Source organism: Kocuria sp. KKT182 (assembly GCF_055635395.1).
Window position 1 is genome coordinate 1,225,991 of sequence record NZ_CM145757.1, and the last position, 25,771, is coordinate 1,251,761.

The 25,771-nt window shown below is 74.8% G+C and carries 15 protein-coding genes and 1 tRNA gene; 7 read left to right on the forward strand and 9 right to left on the reverse strand.

What is annotated here, in order from left to right; translation table 11 throughout:
• The first annotated feature begins 267 nt into the window (after positions 1-267).
• From ACZ2G1_RS05630 to ACZ2G1_RS05640, 3 genes are all read left to right on the forward strand, one after another.
• Entirely contained in the window at positions 268-2,325 is a 2,058-nt protein-coding gene (locus ACZ2G1_RS05630; RefSeq protein ID WP_470377566.1) for a TPM domain-containing protein, read from the forward strand.
• Positions 2,326-2,479: 154 nt separating this feature from the next.
• Positions 2,480-3,223, forward strand: a complete 744-nt coding sequence (locus tag ACZ2G1_RS05635) for a PspA/IM30 family protein (RefSeq protein ID WP_017833616.1) — start codon at positions 2,480-2,482, stop codon at positions 3,221-3,223.
• Positions 3,224-3,456: 233 nt separating this feature from the next.
• The gene (locus ACZ2G1_RS05640) at positions 3,457-4,626 is read left to right on the forward strand and encodes an IS481 family transposase (protein ID WP_470377567.1); all 1,170 of its coding nucleotides are present in this window, start codon (positions 3,457-3,459) and stop codon (positions 4,624-4,626) included.
• 60 nt (positions 4,627-4,686) lie between these two features.
• Here the strand turns inward: ACZ2G1_RS05640 and ACZ2G1_RS05645 are convergent.
• The 3 genes from ACZ2G1_RS05645 to ACZ2G1_RS05655 all read right to left on the reverse strand — a co-directional run bounded on the left by ACZ2G1_RS05645 (position 4,687) and on the right by ACZ2G1_RS05655 (position 9,034).
• Positions 4,687-4,763: transfer RNA gene (locus tag ACZ2G1_RS05645), tRNA-Met, on the reverse strand.
• A gap of 46 nt (positions 4,764-4,809) precedes the next feature.
• Positions 4,810-7,797 (reverse strand): UPF0182 family membrane protein, encoded by a 2,988-nt coding sequence (locus ACZ2G1_RS05650; protein WP_031283016.1) that lies wholly within the window; start codon positions 7,795-7,797, stop codon positions 4,810-4,812.
• A gap of 157 nt (positions 7,798-7,954) precedes the next feature.
• Positions 7,955-9,034, reverse strand: a complete 1,080-nt coding sequence (locus tag ACZ2G1_RS05655) for a YlbL family protein (RefSeq protein ID WP_109222094.1) — start codon at positions 9,032-9,034, stop codon at positions 7,955-7,957.
• 216 nt (positions 9,035-9,250) lie between these two features.
• On the opposite strand from ACZ2G1_RS05655, the gene ACZ2G1_RS05660 reads away from it, so the two are divergent.
• Positions 9,251-10,723, forward strand: coding sequence for a zinc-dependent metalloprotease (locus ACZ2G1_RS05660; RefSeq protein ID WP_035927373.1), 1,473 nt, complete (start codon positions 9,251-9,253; stop codon positions 10,721-10,723).
• Here the strand turns inward: ACZ2G1_RS05660 and ACZ2G1_RS05665 are convergent.
• Positions 10,699-11,268 (reverse strand): M48 metallopeptidase family protein, encoded by a 570-nt coding sequence (locus tag ACZ2G1_RS05665; protein ID WP_035927587.1) that lies wholly within the window; start codon positions 11,266-11,268, stop codon positions 10,699-10,701. The genes ACZ2G1_RS05660 and ACZ2G1_RS05665 overlap by 25 nt on opposite strands.
• 163 nt (positions 11,269-11,431) lie before the next feature.
• On the opposite strand from ACZ2G1_RS05665, the gene ACZ2G1_RS05670 reads away from it, so the two are divergent.
• Positions 11,432-12,253 carry a hypothetical protein gene (locus ACZ2G1_RS05670; RefSeq protein ID WP_470377568.1) on the forward strand — a complete coding sequence of 274 codons (822 nt, stop codon included), beginning with the start codon at positions 11,432-11,434 and terminating at the stop codon, positions 12,251-12,253.
• On the opposite strand, the gene ACZ2G1_RS05675 is transcribed toward ACZ2G1_RS05670, so the two are convergent.
• A complete protein-coding gene (locus ACZ2G1_RS05675) occupies positions 12,244-14,076 on the reverse strand; it encodes an ATP-dependent helicase (RefSeq protein WP_017833443.1) in 1,833 nt (610 codons plus the stop codon). The genes ACZ2G1_RS05670 and ACZ2G1_RS05675 overlap by 10 nt on opposite strands.
• Entirely contained in the window at positions 14,070-15,155 is a 1,086-nt protein-coding gene (gene nudC / locus ACZ2G1_RS05680) for an NAD(+) diphosphatase (RefSeq protein WP_368797212.1), read from the reverse strand. Before nudC ends, ACZ2G1_RS05675 begins: the two co-directional genes overlap by 7 nt.
• A 103-nt stretch (positions 15,156-15,258) precedes the next feature.
• Here nudC and ACZ2G1_RS05685 point away from each other — a divergent pair, with 103 nt between their 5' ends.
• On the forward strand, positions 15,259-16,452 hold the full coding sequence (locus tag ACZ2G1_RS05685; RefSeq protein WP_470377569.1) for a phosphotransferase: 1,194 nt from the start codon (positions 15,259-15,261) through the stop codon (positions 16,450-16,452).
• Here the strand turns inward: ACZ2G1_RS05685 and ACZ2G1_RS05690 are convergent.
• The gene (locus ACZ2G1_RS05690) at positions 16,428-19,916 is read right to left on the reverse strand and encodes an ATP-dependent helicase (RefSeq protein WP_470377570.1); all 3,489 of its coding nucleotides are present in this window, start codon (positions 19,914-19,916) and stop codon (positions 16,428-16,430) included. The genes ACZ2G1_RS05685 and ACZ2G1_RS05690 overlap by 25 nt on opposite strands.
• 59 nt (positions 19,917-19,975) lie before the next feature.
• The gene (locus tag ACZ2G1_RS05695; protein WP_470377571.1) at positions 19,976-23,410 is read right to left on the reverse strand and encodes an ATP-dependent helicase; all 3,435 of its coding nucleotides are present in this window, start codon (positions 23,408-23,410) and stop codon (positions 19,976-19,978) included.
• A 145-nt stretch (positions 23,411-23,555) separates the two neighbouring features.
• Here ACZ2G1_RS05695 and ACZ2G1_RS05700 point away from each other — a divergent pair, with 145 nt between their 5' ends.
• Entirely contained in the window at positions 23,556-24,410 is an 855-nt protein-coding gene (locus tag ACZ2G1_RS05700) for a 3'-5' exonuclease (protein ID WP_081994426.1), read from the forward strand.
• A gap of 43 nt (positions 24,411-24,453) precedes the next feature.
• On the opposite strand, the gene hemL is transcribed toward ACZ2G1_RS05700, so the two are convergent.
• Positions 24,454-25,770: a glutamate-1-semialdehyde 2,1-aminomutase gene (gene hemL / locus ACZ2G1_RS05705; protein WP_017833438.1), complete on the reverse strand. Its 1,317-nt coding sequence runs from the start codon at positions 25,768-25,770 to the stop codon at positions 24,454-24,456.
• Position 25,771 lies beyond the last annotated feature (1 nt).

Sequence of the window (25,771 nt, forward strand, 5' to 3'; positions counted from 1 at the left end):
CTGGAAACGGACGGGCCCGGCGGTCCCCGGTGCGGACGGGGTGGCACGGGCGGCTCTGTCCCCAAGTATCCACGTCCGCACTGAGACGACGCTGAGAGCCCTGGCCGTTCCCCGGGCGCCGCCCGGACGGCGGCCGGGGTCCGCCGGGGCCCGCCCGCAGGTCATCAGCCGCCTTGTGGTTTCGCCCTGCGCGTAGGTCCGGCGCCGATCGCCACGCCGTGACGCCCTCGCCCTAGAATCGGGAGCACCGACCACGTGAGGGAGATCATGCACTGGCGCCCCATTGCCCGCCGGACCGCCGCCGGCTGCGGCCTGACGCTCGCCCTGTTCGTACCCGCGGGAGCGGCTCTCGCCCAGCCGCCCGTCGACGTGCCCCCGGGCGAGCGGATCGTCGACGAGTCCGGGGTGCTGGAGGATCCCTCCGCGCTGGCCGCGGACGTGCGCGAGCTCGCCACCCAGGAGGGGATCACCCTCACCGCCGTGTTCGTCGACACCTTCACCGACCCCTCGGATCCCGACGAGTGGCTGCAGGAGTTCGCCGAGCTCAACGGGCTCGGCAGCTCGGACGCGGTGCTGGTCGTCGCCACGGAGGACCGGCAGCAGCGCTTCTCCGCGTACTCCACGGGGCCCCTCAGCACCGAGCAGCAGGAGCGCATCAACCGGCAGTTCATCACCCCGGCGCTCGCGGCCGACGACTGGGACGGCGCGGTCGAGGGGGCCGTCGAGGGCATCGAGACCGAGCTCTCCGGCGCCCCCGCCGGGACCGGGGAGAGCTCGGACGGGGGCGGCGCGGGCTTCGGCCTGCTCGGTCTCGGGGCGCTCGGCCTCGGCGGGCTCGCCGTCTACGGCATGGCCTCCCGCAACAAGAAGCGCCGGCAGCAGGGGTCCGCCCCGCAGGGCGGGCCCGGCGGCCGGGGCGCTCCGCAGGGTCCCGCCGGCCCCTACCAGGAGGTCCCGGTGCCGGAGCTGCGCAAGCGGGCCGGGGAGCTGCTGGTGTCCACCGACAACGCCATCCAGCACTCCGAGCAGGAGCTGGCCTTCGCCCAGCTGCAGTACGGGGACGAGCAGGTCGAGCCGTTCCGCCGCGCCGTCCAGGACGCCAAGAAGCACATGCAGGCCTCCTTCGCCCTCCAGCAGCAGCTCGAGGACCACATCCCCGATACCGAGGAGCAGCAGCGCGCCTGGCTCGGCGAGATCATCGCCCGCTCCCAGGACGCCCAGCGCCCGCTCCAGGAGCACCAGGAGGCGTTCAGCTCGCTGCGCCAACTGGAGTCCCGCGCCCCGCAGGCGCTCGAGGAGGTGCGGCGCCAGGCCGAGGCCGTGCGCCCCCGCTTCGGCACGGCCGACGCCCGGCTGCGGGAGCTCACCGCCCGCTACAACGACACGGCGCTCGCCCCCGTCAAGGACAACATCGACCAGGCCCGGGACCGGCTCGACTTCGTGGACACCGCCGTGGAGGAGGCCCGCACCGACCTCGCCGCCGGGCGCACGAGCGACGCCGTGCTGGACATCCGCGCCGCCGAGGAGGGCGTGGGGCAGGCCGGGGGCCTGCTCGACGCCGTGGAGCACGCGGCCACCGAGCTCGCCCACGCCGAGGAGTCCCTCAAGGACGCCGTGACCATCGCCCAGCGGGACGTCGCCGAGGCGGACGCCCTCGTCCGGCGCGGCTCCAACCCGGAGCTCGCCGGGGCCGTCGCCGGCGTCGGCGCCGTCCTGCGCACCGTCGAGGAGCAGATGGGCGCGGGGCGGATCGACCCGCTCGGCCTGAGCCGGCGTCTGGCAGTGGCCAAGGACGAGCTCGACAAGGGGCTCGCGTCGGTGCGCTCCCAGAACGACCGGGATCGCTCCGCGCGCGAGACCCTCGCCCACACCCTCGTCTCCGCGCAGGCGCAGCTGAGCTCGGCGAGCGAGTACATCTGGGCCCGCCGCGGCGGTGTCGGCCCGGAGGCCCGCACCCGCCTCGCGGAGGCCGAGCGCTACCTGGAGGCCGCCCAGCAGGCCCGGAAGTCGGACCCCTCCGAGGCGCTGACCTGCGCCAACGAGGCCGTCCGGCTCGCCGGCGAGGCCCAGTACATCGCCCAGCAGGACGTCGACTCCTTCTCCTACGGCGGCTTCGGCACGCCCGTGGGGATGGGCGGCCACCGGGGCCGCTCCAACAGCGGTCTGGGCGGCGCGATGCTCGGCGGCATCCTCCTCGGCTCGATCCTCAACGGCGGCGGGGGCGGAGGCTTCGGCGGTGGCGGCGGAGGCTTCGGCGGCAGCTTCGGCGGCGGGTTCGGCGGTGGCGGCGGAGGCTTCGGCGGCGGCATCGGCGGCAGCTTCTGATCCGCGCCGACGGGCGCCCGCCGCCGGACGGGCACCGCGCACCGCCGTCCCTCTGACCCTCGTCCGCCCCGTGACCCCTGACCGACCCACCGTCCCCGACCGACCCATGATCCCGGGAGCCCCTCCCGGGAAGCACCAGAGGAGAGAAGGAACCATGATCAAGCAGTCCATCTTCGGCCGCATCGCCCAGCTCGCGAAGGCCAACATCAACGGCATGATCGACGCCGCCGAGGACCCCCAGCTCATGCTGGACCAGATGGTGCGCGACTATACCGAGAACATCCGCGAGGCCGAGGCCGCCGTCGCGCAGACCATCGGCAGCCTGCGCCTGCTCGAGCAGGACCACGCGGAGGACGTGCGCGAGTCCCAGGAGTGGGGCAACAAGGCCCTCGCGGCCTCGAACAAGGCCGAGGAGTACCGGGGCGCCGGCAAGTCCTCCGAGGCCGAGAAGTTCGACAACCTCGCCAAGGTCGCCCTCCAGCGCCAGATCCAGTACGAGACGGAGGCGCGCGGCGCCGAACCGCAGATCCAGTCCCAGACCCAGGTCGTGGAGAAGCTCAAGGACGGGCTCAACAAGATGCGGGGCAAGCTCCAGGAGCTGTCCAACAAGCGGGACGAGCTCAACGCCCGGCAGAAGACCGCGCAGGCGCAGTCGCAGGTCCAGGACGCGCTCAAGGCCTTCGACGTGCTCGACCCGACGAGCGAGGTCTCCCGCTTCGAGGACAAGATCCGCCGCGAGGAGGCCCGTGTCCTGGGCCAGCAGGAGCTCGCCGCGTCCTCCCTGGACGCGCAGTTCGAGTCCCTCGAGTCCCTGGGCCAGCAGTCGGAGATCGAGGCCCGGCTCGCCGCCCTGAAGTCCCGCAACGCCGAGCGGATCGTCTCCTCCGAAGAGGTCTGACCCCGCCCCGTCCCCGGGCACGGAGGAGCCCCCACGGCTGCGGCCGTGGGGGCTCCTTCCCGCCCGGGGTCCTCCGGGCAAGGCGAAGGCCCCCGGACCGTGACGGTCCGGGGGCCTTCTGTGGTTGCGGGGGCAATGTGCTGGTTCAGGACATAGGCAAGGCATGTCTCGGGACATCGGCAACATGAGGTCGCACATCCGCGGCAGGGTGCATCCGGGGTGGATGCTTCCCCGTGTCGAGAGCAGAACTGGTCATCACCGCCATCACCACCGAAGGCCTCTCCCAGGCCGAGGCCGCCCGCCGCTACGGTCTGTCCGAGGCCTGGGTCAGCCACCTCATGGCCCGCTACCGCGCCGAGGGCACCGACGCGTTCCAACCCCGCTCGCGAAGACCGCACACTCACCCCAATGCCGTGGACCCCGCCGTGGTGGAGCTCATCGTCGAACTGCGCACCCGACTGGCCGCCGCCGGCCACGACGCCGGCCCGGACACCATTGCCTGGCACCTGCACCACCACCACGGCCACCAGGTCTCCCGCGCCACGATCAGCCGCTACCTCACCCGCGCCGGGCTGATCACCCCGGAACCGAAGAAGCGACCCAAGACCTCCCTGCACCGCTTCCAGGCCACCATGCCCAACGAGACCTGGCAGTCGGACTTCACCCACTACCGGCTGGCCGGCGGCCAGGAGGTGGAGATCATCACCTGGCTCGACGACTGCACCCGCTACGCCCTGCACCTTTCCGCTCACCGGGCGATCACCACCCCGATCGTGGTCACCACCTTCCGCGCCACCACCAGCCGCTACGGCATCCCCGCCTCGACCCTGACCGACAACGGCATGGTCTACACCGTCCGCCACGCAGGCCTCGGCCGCCGGGGCGGGCGCAACGGCTTCGAGCAGCAGCTGCGCGACTGGCATGTGGAGCAGAAAAACTCCCGACCCGGCCATCCCACCACCTGCGGGAAGGTCGAACGCTTCCAACAGACCCTCAAGAACTGGCTGCGCGGCCAACCCGACCAGCCCGAGACCCTGCTCGACTTGCAGGGCCTCCTGAACCGGTTCCGCACCGAGTACAACCAGCACCGGCCGCACCGCTCCCTGCCCCACCGGGCGACCCCGGCCACGGTCTACGACGCGATGCCCAAAGCCCTGCCCGGGCCCAGCCGCGATCCCGACACCCACGACCGTGTCCGCCACGACCGGGTGGCCAGCAGCGGCACCGTCACCCTGCGCGTGGCCGGAGCCCTGCGCCACATCGGCATCGGCCGAACCCACGCCGGAACCCACGTCATCCTGCTCATCCAGGACCTTCAGGTACGTGTGGTCAACGCCACCACCGGCGAGCTGCTGCGCGAACTCACCATCGACCCCACCCGCGACTACCAGCCCCAGGCATGACAAAAGGCCCGAACCCACATCCGTGGGTTCGGGCCTTGCCGATGTCCTGAGACATCACAGTGGTTGCGGGGGCAAGATTTGAACTTGCGACCTCTGGGTTATGAGCCCAGCGAGCTACCGAACTGCTCCACCCCGCGGCGACATGTATGACTATACGTGCCGCGGGGTGGACCCGCAAATCGGCTACTCGGCGGGCTGCTCGGCCGGCTCCTCGGGGGCCAGGGCGCCCTCCGCCTCGGGGGCGACGACGCCGTCCGCCTCGAGCGCCCGCTCGATGGCGTCCTGCAGCCGCTGCTGGGCCTCGCCGTAGGACGTCCAGTCGCCGTCCTGCAGGGCCTCCTCGGACTCCTGGATCGCCTGGTTGGCGTCGCTGAGGGCGTCCTCGAGGCTGGCGCCGCCGGCCGGGGCCTCGGCCCCGTCCTCGCCGGCGCCGTCCGGGCTCCCGGCCTCCGCCTCGTCGACGCCCGCACCGGATGACGTCTGGGCCCCGGAGTCGCCCTGGAAGACCTCGTCGAGGGCCTCCTCGAGGGTCGGCGCGAAGCCCACCTCCTCGCCGAAGCCGACGAGCACGCGCCGCAGCGTCGGGTACGCGGCGTCGCCCGAGGACTGGACGTAGACGGGCTGCACGTAGAGCATGCCGCCGCCCGCGGGCAGGGTGAGCAGGTTGCCGTTGATGACCTCGGAGGCGCCCTGGCGGAGCAGGTTCAGCTCCGTGGAGACGTCGGTGTCCGAGTTGAACAGGTTCTGCGCCTGGCCCGGGCCGGGCACCACGGACGAGCGCGGCAGCTCCAGGAGGCGCAGCGTCCCGTACTCGTCGCTCTTCACGCCGTCCTCGCCGGTGCCGGCGTCGGAGTTGGCGGAGAGGTACCCGTACATCACGTTGCGGGTGTTGCCCGTCTCCGACTGCTGCGGGATGAAGGAGGTGGTGAGCGAAAAGTTGGCCTCCTCTTCACCGGGCATCCGCATCGACAGGTAGTACGGGGGCAGCGCCACGTCCGAGTCCTGCGTCGGGTCGTTGGGCACGGACCACACGTCGTCGTTCTGGTAGAAGCTGCCGGAGTCCGTGACGTGGTAGCGGTTGAGCAGCTCCCGCTGGACCTTGAACATGTCCTGCGGGTAGCGCACGTGCGCCATGAGCTCCGCCGACATCTCGGAGTAGGGCTTGAGCGTGCTCGGGAAGACGTTCTGCCACGCCTTCAGCACCGGGTCCTGGTCGTCCCACGCGTACAGGTTCACCGAGCCGTCATAGGCGTTGACCGTGGCCTTGACCGAGTTGCGGATGTAGTTGACCCGCTCCGGCGGCAGGGCCGCCGCGGCGCCCTGGGCGGTCTGCGTGTCCTGCGTCGCCTCCTGCAGCACCGACGGCGTCGAGTACGGGAAGGCGTCCGAGGTGGTGTAGGCGTCCACGATCCATTGGACCTGACCGTCGATGATGGCCGGGTACGGGGCGCCGTCGACCGTCAGGTACGGGGCGACCTTCTCGATCCGCTCGCGCGGGTCCCGGTCGTAGAGGATCTGCGACTCCGGGCGCACGGCGTCCGAGAGCAGCATGTCCGAGGACTGGAACTTGATGCCGTAGGCGAGCCGGTTGAAGAAGTTGCCGATGCTGGGCCCGCCGTTGCCGGCGAACGTCGTCTTGGCGTCGCCGGCCTCGTCGCCGGCCGTCTGCGGGCGGTCCAGCTCGAGGGGCTCGTCGCCCTCGGCGCCGCCCACGATGGAGTACAGCGGGGAGTTCTCGCCGAAGTAGATGCGCGGCTCGTAGTCGTCCGAGATCACGCCCCGGGACGGGATGCCGGACTGCATGAACTGCGGCTTGCCGTCCACCTCGACCCGGTTGCCGTAGGCGGCGACCACGCCGTAGCCGTGGGTGTAGACCACGTGCTGGTTGAACCACCCCTGGTTCTGGTCGGGGTTCAGCTCACGCGTGGCGATGACGGTGTCCTGGACCTCGCCGTCGATCTCGTAGCGGTCCACGTTGAGGGTGTCCGGGAACTGGTAGTAGGGGCGGAACTGCTGCAGCTGCGAGAACGCCGCCGAGACCACGTTGGGGTCCAGCAGACGGATGTTCGAGGTGGTCTCGGTGTCCTGGCGCAGGGCGCCCTGCTCGGTCTCCGTGGTGGCGTCGTACGGCATGACCTCGGCCGCGTCCAGCCCGTAGGCCGACCGGGTGAGGTCGATGTTGCGCTGGATGTATTGGCTCTCCAGGGCCTGCTCGGTGGGCGTGACCTGGAAGCGCTGGACGATCCACGGGTAGATCCCGCCTGCCACCACCGCGACCACGAGCAGCATGGCGGTGCCGATGATCGGCAGCCGCCAGCGGCCGATGAAGGACGCGACGACGAACAGGATCGCGACGATCAGCGCGGCCGCCGCCAGGATCGCCTTGGTGGGGATCACGGCGTTGACGTCGGTGTACAGCGCGCCGGTCCACGTCCCGGACGTGGACTGCAGCGTGGAGTACCGGTCCAGCCAGAAGTTCGCGGCCTGGAGCAGCAGGAACAGCGCGGCCAGCACCCCCAGGTGCACACGGGACGCCCGGGTGGTGCTGAGCCCCCGCTCGGTGATCCGGATGCCGCCGTAGACGTAGTGCATCAGGATCCCCGCCACGCCGGCCAGCAGGATCGCCGAGACCAGGAACCCGATGAGGAAGCGCAGGAACGGGAGGGTGAAGACGTAGAAGCCGATGTCGAGGCCGAACTGCGGGTCCTCCTGGCCGAACGGCTCCTGGTTGAGGAACAGCAGCACGGTGTCCCACTGGGTCATCGCCGTGCTCGCCGCGAAGAGCCCGAAGAGCACGGGCACCACCACGATGACGATCTTGCGGACCGGCTCGAGGGCCTCCTGGTAGCGGCGCAGGTTGTCGTCCACGATGGACTCGGCCGTGATGGGCCGGCTGCGGTAGGCGAGGAAGAGGCTGGCGAACATCAGCGCCGCCACGAGCACGGCGGCGACCACGAAGATCACGATCTTCGTGACGTTCTCGGTGACGAACACGCTGAGGTAGCCCAGCTGGTCGTACCACAGCACGTCCGTGTAGAGCTGCGTCAGTCCCACGAAGGCGGCCACGAGGACCAGGACGACCACGACCGTCGGCCACAGCGCACCCCGTTTCCGCCGCTGTCCTGCTGGCTGCTGCCTCGGTGGTCGGGGGGCTGTGGGTCCGGCGGTCACTGGTTACCTCTGCAATCGGGGTCGTTCGTCAGGTGTGGTGCGTGAAGTCGTGGGGTGCGGCCTGCGTCGAGGAGGAGCGCCGCCGGCGGGTCGCCGGGGCACCCCGTCCATTCTGCCCGCGGGCTTCTCGGGGGTGCAATCGTGCACACGGCGCCCGTCATCGGGCGGCGCACCCCGGCAGCGCGGAGAGGTCCCCGCCGCTCCCGGCGGCCTCGGCGGCGGCCACGGCGTCGTCGAGGGTGCGCACGGACACGACCGTCAGCCCCTCGGGGACGTGGCCCTGCGCCTCGGCGCAGTTGTCCGCCGGGGCGAGGAAGACCTCCGCCCCGGCCGCCGCGGCCCCCTCGAGCTTCTGCCGGATGCCGCCGATGGGCCCCACCTCCCCCTCCGGGGTGATGGTGCCGGTGCCGGCCACGTGCCGGTCCCCGGCGATCGAGCCCGGGGTCATCTCGTCGACGATCCCCAGCGCGAACATCAGCCCCGCGCTGGGCCCGCCGACCTCGTCGAGCTCGAACGCCACGTCGATCGGGAAGTCGTAGGCGGCCAGCAGGAACACGCCGAGCTGCCAGTTCCCCGACGCCTCGTCGCGCACGGTGTCCACCTCGACGTCGCGCGGCGACCCGGCCCGCTCGACCTGCAGGGTGACGCCGCGCTCCCCCGCCGCGTCGAGAGCCGACTTGAGGGACGGCAGCGACGAAACGGGCTCCCCGTCCACGCCGCGCAGGACGTCGCCGTGCTCGAGCACCCCCTCCGCGGGGCCGCCCGGGACCGTGTCCTGCACGGAGAGCCGGGTGCTGAAGTCCTGGCCCAGGTGCGTCAGCGCGGCGGCGACCGAGTCCTCCTGCGAGCTGCTCATCGCCGCCATGCTGTACTGGTCGGCCTCCTCCCCCGACACGTCCCGGGGGTAGAGGGTGTCGGCCGGCACCACGGAGGCGGACGGGTCCAGCCAGGACCCGAGCACGGTGAGCACGTTGACGTTCTTGTTGGGCCCGCCGGTCACGTAGACCGTGGTCAGGTCCAGGACGGAGTCGCTCGGGTAGGTCGGGGCGCCGGAGACCCCCAGCAGCTGCCGGCCGTCGTGCTCCCCCACCGTGTTGAACGTGGGCCCGGGAGCTTCGATCACGAACGGGGCGGGCAGCACCGCCCCGGCCAGCAGCAGCCCGGCGGAGCCCAGCAGCGCCCAGGACTCGAGACCGCGGCGGCGCAGGGCGCGGCGCGGGCGGGGGGATGCGGTCACGGGCGGTCCTCGGCGTCGTCGTCGGAGGGACCGGAGGCTGTGAGGCCGCACGGTCCGGACGGTCCAGCTTATCGCGCGCGACCCGGCCCTGAGCTTCCAGCGAACTGGGAGTTGGCTCATGGTCGGCCCCGTCCGGTGCTCGCTACGCTGGGAGCAGAGACGTCGGGCACGCCCGTGCCGCCCGATCCCCCGACCCGATCGAAGAACGGTGGACCCATGACTCCCCAGCCTCCCAACGACCGCCCCGGGAACACCCCGGGCGACGACTCCGGCGACGGCCCCAAGGACCCCTTCCAGGAGATGCTCGAGCGCCTCATGGGGCAGAGCGGGATGAGCCCGGAGGACCTCCAGCGCGCCGGCGTGCCGGTGGACCCCCAGGCGATGTCGATGATGTTCCAGCAGATCCAGTCCATGATGGGCGCCGGGGCGTCCGAGGGACCGGTCAACTGGAAGCTCGCCCACGACCACGCGCGGCAGATCGCCGCCGCCGACGGCGACCCGTCGGTGACCCCCGCCCAGCGCGGCGCGGTCGAGGACGCGATGCGCCTCGCCGAGCTGTGGCTGGCCGACCACACCGAGTTCGGCCAGACCTCGATCCGGCCCCAGGCGTGGTCCCGCGCGGAGTGGATCGAGGCCACCCAGGAGACCTGGAAGGACATGACGGGCCCGGTCGCGGAGTCCGTGACGAAGGCGCTCACCGACGCCCTCACCCAGCAGCTGCCCCCCGAGCTGTCCGCCATGATGGGCGGGGCCTCGGGGATGCTCGCGGGCGCCGGCGGGATGCTGTTCGGGATCCAGCTGGGCCAGGCCATCGGCGGCCTGTCCCGCGAGGTGCTGTGCTCCACCGACATCGGCCTCCCGCTCGCGGAGGGCCGCTCCGGGCTGCTGCCCGCCAGCATCAGGGCGTTCGGCGAGGGCCTGGACATCCCCGCGCAGGAGATCATGCTCTACGTCGCCGTGCGGGAGGCGGCGCACGTCCGGCTGTTCGCGGCGAACCCGTGGCTGCGCCAGCACATCCTGGACCTCGTCAAGCGCTTCTCCGCGGGGATCCACATCGACATGTCCCGCATCGAGGAGGCCGCCCGGGACATCGACCCGATGGATCCCTCGAGCATGCAGGAGGCCCTGTCCTCCGGGATCTTCGCCCCGCAGCAGACCCCGGACCAGGAGGTCACCCTCAAGCGGCTCGAGACGGTGCTCGCCCTCGTGGAGGGCTGGGTGCACGTGGTCACCGTCGCCTCGACCGCCAACCTGCCCTCCGGGGAGGCCCTGTCCGAGACCGTCCGGCGGCGCCGCGCCGCCGGCGGGCCCGCCGAGCACGCGTTCGGCTCCCTCGTGGGGCTCGAGCTGCGCCCGCGCCGGCTGCGCGAGGCCGCGCAGTTCTGGCAGTACGTCGGCGAGCGCCGGGGGGTGGAGGACCGGGACGGCCTGTGGGACGCCGCGGAGCTGCTGCCCACCGACGAGGACCTGGACGACCCCGCGGGCTTCACCGAGCGCCGCGGGCTGCTCACCGCGTCCGAGGACGAGGTCGACGCCGCGCTCCAGCGGCTGCTCTCGGGCGGCTACGAGGGCCCCGACGGCGGGCCCGGCGCGGACGGCGGTCCGGCCACGGACCCTGCTCCCGGCGCGGACGGCGGTCCCGGGCGGCCGGAGGACGACGGGCCTCAGGACGGGGACGGCTCCCGCTGATCCGCGCCGGCGCGTCCTGCGTGCCGGTGCGCCCACGCGGCGCCGTCCAGGAACGCCCGGGCCTTCTCGGCGAGGGGGTAGCGGGCCTCGAGCTCCCGGAACCGGGGACTGTGGTCGGCCTCGAGCAGGTGCGCGAGCTCGTGCACCAGCACGAAGTCGAGCACCCACTCCGGGGCCTGCTGGAGCTGCGCCGAGATCCGGATGACGCCGGTGGCCGGCGTCGCGGAGCCCCACCGGGTGTGCTGCCGCCCGGACCACCGCACGTCCGAGGGCCGGGCGCGGCCGTCGAGGTGTCGCCGCGACAGCTCGTGGGCGCGCTGCAGGAGGTGGTCGTCGGAGCGCCGGTCGGCGCCCTTGGCCGCCTCGCGGCGCCGGCGCTCCACGACCCGGGGCACCAGCTCCCGGGTCCAGTGCTCGATCTCCCGCCGGGTGGCCGTCTGGGGGACCGAAAGCACCACCGTGTCCTCGCTCCAGTGGGCGGACACGGTCTTGCGCCGGCGGGCGGAGCGGCGCACGACGACCTCGGGCTGCGACGGTACGGGCATGGGGCCATTGAACACGCCGCGGGCACGGGCCGCGAAACGCCGGCACGCGCCCATGTGCACGGCGCTCCGCCGTGCACTGTGGACGACCCGCCGGCGGGCGCGCCGCGGGCACGGTCCGGGCGAGAGTGACGACGTCCCGCCCGCGCGTCCCGGAAGGCGTCCCGTGCCCACCACTCCGTTCCCCGGCCCTCCTCAGGGTTCCCCGCACGACCCGGAACTGCGCCTGTCCTGTCTCGAGCGGCCCCGTCCGGACGAGGTGCACGTCCTGCTCCTGGGCCTGGACGGTCTCGCGGCGGCGCTGGCCGTGCGCCTGCTGCGCTGCGGCGTGCTCGGGCTCAACGTCAGCGACACCGCGCCCGTCGCGGCCGCCGACCTCGGGACCGGCGCGTACCGGCCCGCGGACGTCGGCCGGTCCCGCGAGGCGGCCCTGCGCCGGCGGCTGCGCGAGCTCGACCCCCGGTGCGCCCCCGTCAGCGCGCCGGAGCTGTTCCCCGGGGCGCTGCTGCCGGGCACGGTCGTGGTGCACAGCTCCGGGCGGCCCACCCCGGACGGCCGGCTCCCGCCCGGAGCGGTGGAACCGGAGGCGTGGGCGGGGATCGACCCCCGCCACCCGGTGGTGTCGCTGCACCACGCCGACGGGGTCCTGCTGCGCTGGCCCACCGTGCCCTGGGCGCACCGGCCCTGCCCGGACTGCGTGCGGGCGACGCTCGAGCACACGCAGCCCCGCACGGCGCCGCACGGCCACGCCGCCGTCCTCGCGGCGTGGGCGGGCGCGGCCCACGCGGAGGCCGTCGCGGTCCGCCTGGCCGTCGAGGTGCTCGCGGTGGCCCTGGACTCGCTGTGCGGCGCCGGAGCCGAGGGGCACGGGCACCGGGAGCAGGGCGGCGCGGGACGCGCCGCCCTCTACGCCCCGCCGTGGCCGGACGCGGTGTCCTGGCCGGAGCCGGACCGGAGCCGGTGCCTGTGCGGGCTCGATCAGGCGTGAGCGCGGGCGCCGCCCGGGCGGGACCGGCGCGGGGCCGGGCGGTCTCCGCCGGTCTCCCGCAGGGCGTCGAGGAAACGTGAGGGCTTGCGCGTGGGCCGGCCGCCCGGGGTGCGGGACAGGGTCCAGGACAGCACGAGGTGCTCCCGGGCGCGGGTGATGCCCACGTAGAGCAGCCGGCGCTCCTCGTCGATCTCGTCGGCGGTCTCGGCGAAGCCGATCGGCATGAGCCCCTCGCTGAGGCCCGCCAGGAACACGGCGTCCCACTCGAGGCCCTTCGCCGAGTGCAGGGACGCCAGGGTCACCCCGTTCATCACCGGGGCGTCCTGCTGGGCCATGCGCCGCTCGAGCTCCGCGGCGAAGTCGGGGAGCACGAACTGCTCCTCGCGGGCGGCGGCCTCCGCGGCCATCCGGTCCGCGAGGGAGACCAGCGCGGCCAGCGACTCCCACCGCTCGCGCACCGCGCCCGTGGAGCGCGGCGCGCGGTCCGAGTAGCCCAGCGAGGAGAGGATGTCGCGCACCAGGCGCGTGGGCTCGTCCGAGGCCTCGGCGGCCCGCGCCGCCGTGCGCAGCTGCACCACGGCCTGCTTGACCTCCGGCCGGTTGAAGAACCGCTCCGTGCCGCGCAGCTGGAAGCCGATGCCCGCCTCCGCGAGCGCGGTCTCGAAGGCCTGCGACTGCCCGTTGGTGCGGAAGAGGACGGCGATCTCGGACGCGGGCACACCGTCGTCGACCAGGTCCCGGATGCGCGCCGCGGTCCCCGCCGCCTCGGCCTCGTCGTCCGCGTACTCGTTCCAGGACGGGGGCGGCCCGTCCGGGCGCTGCGCCACGAGGCGCAGCGGCGTGGCCCAGGCGCCGGGGGTCGAGCCCCGCGCCGGCCGGCGGGCCGCGAGCAGACGATTGGCGGTCTCCACGACCTGCGGGGTGGAGCGGTAGTCGCGCACGAGCTCGATCACCCGCGCCTGCGGGTGCCGGGCCGGGAACTCGAGCAGGTGCCGGGAGGTGGCCCCGGTGAAGGAGTAGATCGTCTGGGAGGCGTCGCCCACCACGCAGACGTCGTCCCGGCCCCCGAGCCAGGCGTCGAGGAGACGCTGCTGCAGCGGGGAGACGTCCTGGTACTCGTCGACCACGAAGTGCCGGTACTGCTCGCGCACGGTCGCGGCGACGCGCTCGTCCTCCTCGAGCACGGCCACCGTGAGCAGCAGGACGTCCTCGAAGTCGATCAGGTGCCGGTCGGTCTTGAGCTCCTCGTAGGACTGGTACAGGCGCTGGACCGTGCGCACGTCGTAGTTCAGCGGCATCTCCCGTCCGGCGGCCCGCGTCGGATAGGTGTCGGGGGTCAGCATCGAGACCTTGGCCCACTCGATCTCGGCGGCGAGGTCCCGCACGGCCGCGCGGTCCGTGGACAGGCGCATGTTCTGCGCGGCCTCGGTGATGAGCCGCGCCTTGTGCTCCACGAGCCCGGGCAGGGGCCCGCCCACGGCCTGGGGCCAGAAGTACTGCAGCTGGCGCAGGGCCGCGGCGTGGAACGTGCGGGTCTGCACCCCGGCGGCCCCGAGCTCGCGCAGCCGGTTGCGCATCTCGTTGGCGGCGCGGGCGGTGAACGTCAGGGCCAGGACCTTCTGCGGGGTGTAGACGCCCGTGGCGATGCCGTAGGCGATCCGGTGGGTGATGGCCCGGGTCTTGCCCGTGCCGGCGCCCGCGAGCACGCACACGGGTCCGCGCAGCGTGGTCGCGACCTCCCGCTGCTCGGGGTCCAGGCCGGCGAGGATGCGCTCCTCGAGGGTCGACTCCACGTCCGTGCCGGTCTCGCTGCTGGTCACCACGCCGTCTCCGGCAGGTCCTCGCCGAGCCAGTGCGCGATGAGCGCGTGCGCGATCGAGACCCGCCCGGGCAGGGTCACGGACCCGGTGCGCGCCGCCTCCCGCAGCTGCGCCCGCGTGAACCAGCGCAGCTCCAGGATCTCCTGGCCGTCCGGGACGGCCGCGCCGGAGCGCACCACGGCGCGGCAGCCGAGCATCAGGGAGCGCGGGAACGGCCAGGGCTGGGAGCCCAGGTACTGCACGTCCCCCACGGTCAGGCCCGCCTCCTCGGCGACCTCGCGGACCACGGCCTGCTCCAGGGACTCCCCCGGCTCCACGAACCCGGCGAGGGTCGAGAACCGGTTGCCCTTCCAGAGCGCGGAGCGGCCGAGCAGCAGCCGCTCCCGGTCGGGGTCGGGGTCGCCGTCGCTGACCGCCACGATGATCGCGGGGTCGGTGCGCGGGAAGTGCAGCGACTCGTCGTTGGGGCACCGCCGGGCCCAGCCGGACCGGATCACCTCGGTGGGCTCCCCGCACTGCGGGCACCGGGGGTGGTCCCGGTGCCACAGTCCCACGGACTGGGCGGTGACGAGCAGCGAGGTGTCCCCGGTCGGGAGCACCGGGCCGAGCTCCCGCAGGCCGGCCCAGCGCAGCTCCTCCCCGCCCCGGCCGGCGGCGAACGCGGTGACGGCCGCCACGAGGGGCTCGGGCACCGCGAAGGGCTCCGCCGCGGCGTCCTCGCCCCCGGGCTCGGGGGCGGCGACGGCGCGCAGCAGGACGCGGGGGCCGGGGGCCCCGTCGGCGCCGGGCAGCCGGCCCAGGTAGACCTCCGGCCGGCGCGGGTCGTGGGGCACGGCCGGGAGCTCGGCCGCGGGCACCAGGACCAGGGCGTCCCCGGCCACGGGGGCGAGGCCGCCCGCGAGCACGAGCACGAGCGTGGTGGGGTCCTGCGCGGCGAGCACGCGCACGTCGTGGAGCTCACGGTCGACGGCGTCGCGGTCGAAGGCCGTCGCCGCGAACGGCAGGCGGGCCGGCGAGAGACGCTCGGGGGCGGGCACGGGGCGGGAGCCGGAAACGGGCTCGGAAGGGGTGGAGGCGGGCACGTCCCCCACTGTAGCGACCCGGGCGGACCACGGGTCCGGCGGGTGGGGACGGGGACGGCTGCCGGGCCTCTTGCAGGGCCGGGCCTCTTGTAGGGTGGACGGCGTGAGCACGTCCCTCGAGCACCTGGCCGCCGTCGCCGCCGCAGGCGTCCCCGGACTCGCACCCGTGGCCGTGGGGCCCTCCCCCGACGACGACGCCGACTTCCGCTCCGCCGTGGTCCTCGACGCCTCCGGCCGGCGCTGGCGGGTGCGTTCCCCGCTGAGCCCCGAGGCGAGCGTCCGCCTGGAGACCGAGCACCTCGTACTCCGCTCCTTCACCCCCGCCGTCCGGTCGCGTCTCCCGTTCCTGGTCCCCACCGCCGCCGGCTCCGTGGCGCACGGGGACCTGCACGCCTTCGTGCACTCCCACATCGAGGGCGCCCCGCTGGACATCGACGCGCTCGCCCGCATGGCCGCCGAGCCGGACCCCGAGCACCACCGGCACGTGCCGAGCGCCGAGCCGCCTCCGACGCTCACCGTGCAGCTCGGGCGGCTCCTGGCAGCGATCCACGCCCTGCCGACCGCGCTGGTCCTGGACGCCGATCTGCCCGGCTACACCGCCGAGCAGTGCCGGCAGCGGCGCCGCACGGAGCTGCGCCGGGCCGCCGACACGCGGCGCGTGCCGGCCGCGCTGCTGCACCGGTGGGAGCAGGTCCTGGAGGACCGTGCCGTGTGGCGGTTCCGGCCGCGCGTGGTCCACGGCGACCTGCAGGAGGACGACCTCGTGATCTCCCGCGGACGGGTGCGCGGGGTGACCGGGTGGACCGACCTGCACGTGGGGGATCCCGCCGAGGACTTCGCGTGGCTCTTCGCGGCGCGCGACGCCCGCCTCGCCGAGGGGGTGCTCGAGGCCTACGCCGCGGCCTGTCGCCGCACGTCCTTCCAGGCGCCCGACGGGGCACCGGACCCGCACCTGCTGGACCGGGCCCGGCTGGACGCCGAGCTCGCCCTGGCGCAGTGGCTCGTGCGCGGCGTGGACCGCGGCGCGCAGGACCTGGTGGCCGACGCGGAGCAGATGCTCGCCACGCTCGAGCAGGACGTCGCCCAGCGCCCCGAGCCGGTCGCGGCCGCACCGGAGACCGCGCGGGCGGCCCCGGGGCAGGACGACGCCTCCCAGGACGCGGCCCCGGACCGCGCGCCCGGGGACACCGCCCCGGAGGACCCTGCCCCGGCCGGCGGCCCCGAGGCCCCCTCCGGCCGGACGCCGCCGACGGGACCGGGCGGCGGCCCCGCTCAGGGGCGCAGCACCACGTCGTAGGCCTCCCGGACCACCGCTTCGAGCTCCTCGGCCCCCGACAGGTCGTGCGGACGGACGACCCGGTCCTCGGCCACGTAGTAGAAGGCGGCGGTGACCTCCTCGAGCGGGACGGCCCGCAGCCGGGACCACGCGAGCCGGTACACGGCCAGCTGCGCCGACCGCTCCTGCAGGTCCCGGCCGGAGGGTGCCCGCCCGGTCTTCCAGTCGACCAGTTCCCACGTGCCGTCGCCGTTGCGGAAGACGGCGTCCACCCGGCCGCGGACCGTGACCCCGGCGATCGGGGTCTCGAGGGGGAACTCCACGGCGTACGGCTGGCGGTCGGCCCACGGGCTGGAGCGGAACGTCGCCGCGAGCTCGGGGAGGTCGTAGGCCGCGTCGACGTAGTCGTCGGCGGTCCCGGGCAGCTCCCCGACGTCGAAGATCGCGGAGCTGCCGTAGTACTGCTCGATCCAGGCGTGGAAGGTGGTGCCGCGCCGCGCCGCGGTGCCGGGCCGGCGCGGCATGGGCCGGCGCAGGCCCGACACGACCTCGAGCGGATCGCGCGCGAGCGCCACGAGGGTCGAGGCCGAGACGTGGGACGGCATGGGGACGGTCCGCTCGGCCCGGCCGTCCTCGTGCCGGGCGAGCAGGATCTTCGCCTCCTCGGACCACCGGCGCGGGTCCGGCGCGAGCCCGTCCCGCTCCGCGACGCCGAGCAGGTCCTCGACGTCGAGGTCCGCGGTGTCCTCGAAGCCGCGCTCCCGCACCGCGCGGGCGGCCCGCTCGAGCACGGCCCGGCGGCCCCGGTGCGGGGGCGGGCTCACGCGCACGGCGCTGTGCCCGTATTCGTCCGTCACGGTCTCGGTGACCTCGGGGCCCTCCAGCGGGTCGTACGGCCAGGGGGCGCTCAGCACGGTGGCGGCGGCCGGGTTGCGGGCCCCCTCCGGGACCTCGGCCCAGGGGCCCGGGCGGACGGACGGCTCGGGGCCCTCGGTGAGCGGTGCCAGCTCCGCGACGAACACGGAGGGCTCCTGGCCCTTCGCGGCCGTGCCCCGGAACACGGTGCAGGACAGTTCCAGGACCTCGCGGGCCCGGGTCACGGCCACGTAGGCGAGACGGCGCTCCTCGTCCTCGGCGTGCTGGGCGGCGAGCTCCAGGAACTCCGTGTGGGACTCCTCGAGGGCCTTGAGGTCGCTCGTGTCCACGGCCCACTGCGGCAGGAACCGGGCGTCACCGCGCAGCGGCCAGGCCAGGGTCCCGGTGTCGAGGGTCCAGCGGGAGGGCCGGTCGGTCGGGAAGTTCCCGGCGTTGAGTCCCGGGACGTAGACGTGGTCCCACTCGAGGCCCTTGGAGGCGTGGACCGTGACGAGCTGGACGGCGTCGTGCCGCGTGCGGTCGGGGCCGGGCTCGAGCCCGTTCTCCTCCGCCAGGGTGACGTCGAGCCACGCGAGGAACGCCGAGACGTCGCTGCTCGCGGAGAACGCGGTGAAGGACTGCGCGGCCTCGTGGAACGCGTCCAGGTTGCGCCGCGCCTGGTGGACGGGGCGGTGGGGGTGCGCGGCGACCTCGACGTCGAGGCCGAGCACCGTCTCCACCTCGTGCAGCAGGCTCGGCAGGTCGTCGGAGAGGAAGGAGCGCAGGTGGTCCAGCTCCGTCCGCAGCCGGATCAGGCGCTCCCGCGCGGTCTCGGACAGGGTGCGGGCGTGCGCGGACGTCCAGCCCGGCCACGGGAGGGTCTCGAGGGCCTCGATCAGCGACGCGTGGTCGGAGAGGTCGGGCTCGACGAGGGCGTCCTCCTGGGCCTCCTCCGCGGTGACCGGGCTCTCGAGGTCCTCGGCCCGGCCCGCCTGCGCGGCCTCCGTGCGGCGGCGTTCCAGGTGGGACGCCCAGTCGGCGAGGGCCATGAGGTCCCGGGTCCCGATCCGCCAGCGGGCCCCCGCGAGCAGCCGCACGAGCGCGTCCGAGCGGCCGGGGTCGTCCAGCACCCGGAGGGTCGCGACGACGTCGGAGACCTCCGGCGTGCTGAGCAGCCCGCCCAGGCCCACGACCTCGTAGGGGATGCCGCGGGCGGCGAGCTCCCGGCGCACGGGCTCGATCTGGGAGCGCTTGCGGCAGAGCACCGCCATGGTGGGCATCTGCTCCTCCGGGTCGCCGCGGTGCTGCTCCCGGCGCTCCCGGACGCGCTCCGCGAGCGCGACGGCCTCCTCGACGTCGGTCGCGTACCGGCTGATCCGCACCCGGCCGGTGCCCGCCCCGGGACGCGGGGTGAGCTCGGGGACGGCGAGGGAGGACGTGCTGCGCGCCCACGCCGGCAGGGTCCGCAGGGGCGCGGCGATGGTGTTGGCGACGTCCAGGATGCTCGCGTCGTTGCGCCACGCCGTGGTGAGGAAGCTGGGCTCCCCGTCCTGGCCGGGCGCGACCGGGAAGGAGTCGTAGAAGCCGAAGAGCTGCCCGGAGGACGCCCCGCGGAAGCCGTAGATCGACTGCTGGGGGTCGCCCACGGCCATCACGGAGTGCCCCTGCCCGAAGAGCGCGGCGAAGAGCCGCAGCTGGGCGTGCGAGGTGTCCTGGAACTCGTCGAGCAGCACCACCCGGTGCCGCTCCCGCTCGGTCCGGCGGGCTGCCGGGTCCTGCTCCGCGAGCCGGGCGGCGGCGGAGAGGAGGTCGCCGAAGTCCATGGCCTGGGCCTCGCGCTTGCGCCGGGCGAAGTCGGCCACGAGCTCGGCGAGGACCCACGCGGTGCGCTGGTTGTCCTCGACCTTCTTCAGCTGGGCGCCCAGGGTCTTCTTCCGGCGCCCCGGCGGTGTCGTGGCCAGCGCGCCGAGCAGCTCGGCCGCGAAGCGCTCCACGTCCGCCGGGTCCACGAGGTGCTCCGCGCACGCCGAGGCGAGGTCGAGGACGGCGGCGACCATGGTCGACTTCGCGGGCATGGTCTCGAGCAGCTCCCCGGTCCAGGCCTCCACGGTCTGCGCGGCGAGCTGCCACGTCCGGGCCTGGCCCAGCAGCGTGGTGTCCGGCTCGATCCCGATCCGCAGCCCGTAGTTGCGCACGAGCGTGTTGGCGTAGGAGTGGTAGGTGCTGACCGTGGGGTCCTGGGGAGCGGCCGGGAGGTCGTCCTCCTCGGCGTGGGCCGGAGCGACGAGCCCCTGGGCGCGCAGCCGGGCGAGCCGGGAGCGCATGCGCTCCCCCAGCTCGCCGGCGGCCTTGCGGGTGAAGGTCACGCCGAGGACCTGGTCCGGGGCGACGACCCCGTTGGCCACGAGCCAGACCACCCGGTCGACCATGGTCGCGGTCTTGCCCGAGCCCGCGCCCGCGACCACCAGCCGGGGGGTGAGCGGGGCCGAGATCACGGCGGACTGCTGGGCCGTGGGGAGGTTGCCGCCGAGCAGCTCGGCCAGCTCCTCGGGACTGTACCGGGGCTCGACGCCGCCGTAGGGGTGCTCGGCGGCGTCGTGCCGGGTGCGGTCGTCGGGGGCGTCGGTCATGGGCGCTGTCGTCTCCTGCTGTCCGGGTGGGACGGGGCCGGGATCCGTCCGCACGGTCCTCACGGTTCGCTCACCTGCCGTCCCTCGGCGCACAGCGGGCAGATCTGCGGCAGCTTGCACCCGTGCCCGTTGAAGGCGCCCTCGGCCTGGTCGTGGCGGGCGGTGAACCGTTCCCCGGCCACGAGCTCCGCGGCCCGGGTGATCAGGTCCCGCGCCCACGTGGCGTCCGGGTCGAGGGGGTCCTGCTGCTGCACGGAGGGGGACTTGGCGCGGGTGCCGAGCTGGACGAGCAGGGCGCCGCCGGAGAGCTCCGTCACGGTGCCGCCGGGCAGCTCGAGGACGGTCTCGTCCTCGCCGGCGACCATGGCCGTGCCCGCTCCCGCCGTGAGCGCCACCTGGTAGGCCGCGAGCTGCGGGTGCTCGGCGATCTTCGCCCCGGCGGGCTGGTTCCGGCCGGTCTTGAGGTCGACGACGACGTAGCGGCCCTGCTCGTCGAGCTCCAGGCGGTCCACGCGGCCCCGGAGCAGGGCGTCGCGCGCCCGCCCCTGGACGAGCACGCTGAACGCCCCCTCCACGGAGGCCAGCCGGCGGCCGTGCTTGCTGCGGGCGTCCACGACGTACTGGGCGAACTTGCGCAGCATCTGCCGGGCGCGCTCGAGCTGGACCGCGGACTCCCAGGTGTCCGGCAGCCCCAGCGTGGGCCAGCGGCGCTCGAGCTCGGCGACGAGCTCCGAGCCCGACGCCTCCGGCAGCTCCTCGGCGATGGCGTGCACGAGCGAGCCGAGGCTGCGGCTGAGGTCGGTCGCGGCCTCGGCCCGCGAGGCGGCCACGAACCAGTCGAGCGGGGACCGGTGGATGGTCTCGATCCGGGACGGGGAGACGGGCACGGGGACCCCGTCGTCGAAGACGGGCGCCGTGCTGGAGAGCTCCGCCGCGCCCCACCAGGTGTCGGGGTGGGCGCCGGGCACCGGGCGCGGGGAGGAGGAGATGCGGTGGAGCAGCCGGGCCGCGGCCTCCGAGCGCACGGGGTCCTCCTCGTGCAGCTGGACCCACTGCCGCAGCTCGGCCACGAGGGCGCGCAGGGTCATGGGCCGGGGGGCGTCCACCACGGCCCGGGCGCCGTCCCCGGGCCGCGAGCCGGGCGGGTCGACGAGGTCCAGGAACTCCGAGGGCTGCTCGTCCTCGCCGGAGGCCGCCGTGACCACGAGCGTGCCGCAGCTGCGGGAGACGGCGGCGGAGAAGGAGCGCAGCTCGTCGTGGCGGACCTCGCGCATGCGGGTGACCGGGGTGACCCGCGCGGCCTGGTCGACGCCGAGGTCCAGCGCGTCCGTGAGCAGGTCCGCGCCGAGCAGCTGCCCGCGCAGGCGGGTGTTGGGCCACACGCCCTCCTGCACGCCGGCGACGAAGACCACCGGCCACTGCCGGCCCGCGGCGGTGGCGGGCGTCATGATCTCGACCGTCTCGTCGGTCGGGGCGCGGGCGGCCAGGGTGTCCATGGGCAAATCCTGGTTGTCGATGTAGTCCAGGAACTGGGCGGGGCCGGCCCCGGGAAGGTGGTCCACGTAGCGTTCGGCGGACTCGAACAGGCCCACCACGGCGTCGAGGTCGCGGTCGGCCCGCTCCCCCGCCGGGCCGCCCTCCAGTGCACGGCGCCGCCAGGACTCGGCGACCCCGGCCGCCTCCCACAGCGCCCACAGGACGGTCTCGGCCGTGGCGCCCTCCTCCCGGAGGGCACGGGTCCCGGCCGCGAGCATCCGGGCGATCCGGCGGGCCGGCACGGAGCGCACGCCGGCGGCGTCGAGCGCCCCGGGGGCCACGAGGGCCTCCACGAGCAGGTCGTCGCTGGTGCGCAGACCCCCCGCGGCGAGCTCCTCCGCCCGGAGCCGCTGGCGGAGCCGGCGGACGTCCATCGGGGAGGCGTTGCCGATCCGCGAGGAGAGCAGGTCGACGGCCGCCTGGACCGTGAGGGCGCCGAAGTGCGGGTCCTCCTCGCGGTCCGCGGCCGCCGCGGCGGCCTCGGTCACGATGCGCAGGGCACCCAGCAGCGGGCGCACCGCGGGCTCGTCGCGCACCGGCGTCTCCGCGGCGGAGGTGCTGACGGGCACGCCGAGGGCGGAGAGCTGGCGCTCGAGCCCCTCCAGGTAGCGGCCGTTGCGCACGACCACGGCCATGTCCGCCAGCGGGACGCCGTGCACCAGGTGGCGCTCCAGGACCTGGTACGCGATCCAGCGGGCCTCGTGCAGCGGCGAGGAGAGCACCACCGTGGTGACCTCTCCGGGCGCCGCGCGGTCTCCGGTGCCGTCCACCGCGACGTCGGCCGGCACGGTCGCGGTATCCGCGCCGTGGCCCGTGTCCGCAGCGCCCGGGGCGCTCCCGGCGGGCCGGAGGGCGCGGGGGTGCCGGGCCCCGGCCACGGCGGGGATCCGCTCCGCCACGCGCTGCCACACCTCCGCGACGGCCCCGGGCATCCGCCGGCTCGTGCCCAGGGGGTGCCGCCGCAGGGGGCGCGCGGGCTCGGCGAGCCGGTCCTCGAGGGTGCGCAGCAGGTCCGGGCGGGCCCCGCGGAAGCCCTGGACCACGGTGTCCGTGCAGGCGGTCAGCACGGTGTCCCGTCCCCGGCACAGCACGGCGAGCAGCCGGTGGATCGAGGGCGTCGCCTCGTGCAGGTCGTCGACGAGCACGAGGTCGAGGCGCTCCTGCTCGGCCCGCAGGAACTCCGGCTGCTCCTCGAGGACCCGCGCGGCCTCCGTGACGAGGGCCGCCGGGTCGTAGGACTCCGGCATCCGCAGCCGGCGCACGGCCTGGTACTCGGCCTGCATCGTGGCGGCCGCCGCCCAGTCCGGGCGCTCCAGGCGCCGGGCGAGGCGGCGGAGGTCGTCGGGGGCGAGGTCGTACTCGGACATGCGGTCGAAGAGCTCGCGCACCTCCTGCCGGAAGCCGCGGGTGGCGAGCGCCTCCCGGAGGTCCGGGGGCCACACGACGGGGGCCCCGAAGCCGGCGGCGTGCCCGGCCATGAGCTCGCCGATCAGCACGTCCTGCTCCGGGCCGGACAGCAGCTTGGGTCCGTGCGCGACGCCCGGGAGCAGTCCCTGGTTCTGGGCCCGCCGGAGCAGGTCGAAGGCGTAGGACTGCCAGGCCCGCACGGGCGGGGAGCTCATGGTGGCCGAGACCGCGGCCGTGAGGTCGTCCCGCAGCCGGGCCGCCGAGAGCCGGGACGGCGTGAGCACGAGCAGCCGGTCCGGGTCCAGGCCCCCGCCGATCCGGCGGGCCGCCAGCTCCACGAGCACCCGGGTCCGCCCGGTCCCGGGGCCGCCGAGCACGAGCCGGGGGCCGCACCCGGCCGGGAGCCCGGCGATCTCCTCCTGCTCGGGGTTCGGCCGCCACGGGGCGCGCTCCGGCGCGGAGCCGTGCGGCGGCACCAGGGTCCAGCGCACCGGCCCCGCCCCGGGCAGGGCGGAGCTCGTGGCGTGGGTGCTGTCCTCGGTGTGCCGCATGGGTCTCATCTCATCACGGGACTCCGACGGTCTAAGCGCTCCGCGTCCGTGCGTACCCGGACGGTTCCGGACCGGTGCGCACGGAGGCGTCGGCCGGGGCGGCCGCGTCCGTGGCGGGTCGGAGGGGGCCGGTACGGTGGGAGCCATGTCCTCGCCCTCAGGCCCCGCCGGCCCCACCGACCAGCTGCCCCTGTTCGACGCCGCCCCGCTGCGCGCGCCGAGGCCCGCCCCGCCCGCGCCGGACGACGCCGCGGAGCAGGACGTGCTCTTCGACCTCGAGGGGTCCGCGGGCGCCCCGGAGGCGTCCCCCGCGTGGACCGAGGGTCCGCGCGCCTCCTTCGACCTCGAGACGACCGGCCGTGACCCGCACACGGCCCGCATCGTCACGGCGTCCGTCGTGCGCACCGACGCCGCCGGCGCCGTGACGGACGAGTGGGAGTGGCTGGCGGACCCGGGGGTGGAGATCCCCGAGGAGGCGGCCGCCGTGCACGGGGTGAGCACCGAGCGGGCCCGCGCCGAGGGCCGGCCCGCCGCGGAGGTGGTCGCGGAGATCGCGGGCGTCCTGGCCGGCCTCTTCGCCGCGGGCACGCCCGTGCTGGTGTTCAACGCCTCCTACGACTTCACGGTCCTCGCCCACGAGGGCCGGCGCCACGGGGTGGAGGTCCCGCAGCCCTTCCCGGTGCTGGACCCCTACGTCCTCAACAAGCAGGTGCACCGGTACCGGCGCGGCAAGCGCACCCTCGGGGCGCTGTGCGAGGAGTACGGGGTCGAGCTCACCGCGGCGCACACCTCGGCGGCGGACTCGGTCGCGACGGAGCGGCTCGCGGTGCTGATGGCCCGCCGCTTCCCCGAGCTGGTGCGCCCGGCGGCCGCGCTGCACGCCGACCAGGTGGGGTGGGCGGCCGAGCAGGCCGCGAGCCTCCAGGAGTACTTCCGCCGGACCCGCCCGGACGCGGTGGTCGACGGCGCGTGGCCGCTCCGCCGCCCCGAGGACGCCTGAGCGCTCCCCGGGACGGCGGCCGGCCGGGCCCCGGCGGCCGGGGTCAGGCGGCCGGCCGGGCCTCGGCGGCCGCGCGCGCCGCGGCCGGCAGGGCGGAGACGATCCGGTCCATCGCGGCGTCGTCGTGCGCGGCGGAGAGGAACCACGCCTCGAACACCGACGGGGGCAGGTAGACGCCCTGGTCGAGCATCGCGTGGAAGAACGCCGGGTAGCGGAACGTCTCCTGCGCCTTGGCCTGCGCGTAGTCGTGCACGCCGGCGGCGGAGGTGCCGAAGGCCACCGAGAACAGGTTGCCGGCCGACTGGATGGAGTGGTCGACCCCGGCCTCGGTCAGCGCCGCGCGCACCGCCTCCTGCAGCTGCGCCGAGCGCCGGTCGACGGTCTGGTAGGCGATCCGGTCCGCGGTGCGCAGGGTCGCCGCGCCCGCGGCCATCGCCACCGGGTTCCCGGACAGGGTCCCGGCCTGGTAGACGGGGCCCAGGGGCGCCAGGTGGTTCATGACCCCGGCCCGCCCGCCCACGCCGGCGACCGGCAGCCCGCCGCCGATGACCTTCCCGAACATGAACAGGTCGGGCTCCCAGCCGTCCTCGCCCGCGGCGGTGAGACCCCAGTAGCCGGCCTCGTGCACGCGGAACCCGGTCAGCACCTCGTCGAAGATCATCAGCGCCCCGTGCTCGCGCGTGAGCCGGCGCAGGCCCGCGTTGAAGCCCTCGCCGGGGGTGACCACACCCATGTTGGCGGGCGCGCCCTCGGTGATGACGGCGGCGATCCGGCCGGGGTGGGCGGCGAAGGCCTCCTCCACGGCGGCGAGGTCGTTGTAGGGCAGCACCAGGGTCTCGGCCGCGGTGGCCGCGGTGACCCCGGCGGAGCCGGGCAGGGCGAGGGTCGCCACGCCGGAGCCCGCCTCGGACAGCAGGGAGTCCACGTGCCCGTGGTAGCACCCGGCGAACTTCACGACGAGGTCCCGGCCGGTCACGCCGCGCGCCAGGCGGATCGCGGTCATGGCCGCCTCGGTCCCGGTCGAGACCATGCGCAGCTCGTCGATCGCGCCGATCCGCTCGACCACGAGCTCGGCCAGCTCGGTCTCCCCGCGGGTCGTGGCCCCGAAGGACAGGCCGCGCTCCACGGCCTCGTGCACGGCCTCGATGACGGCCGGGTGGGAGTGCCCGACGAGGGCGGGCCCCCACGAGCTGACGAGGTCGACGTACTCGCGGCCGTCGACGTCGGTGAGGTACGGGCCCTTGGCCGCGGTGATGAAGGGCGGGGTGCCGCCCACGGACGCGAAGGCCCGCACCGGGGAGTTGACCCCGCCGGGCATGACCTTGCGCGCGCGGTCGAAGAGTTCCTGGGAAACGCTCATG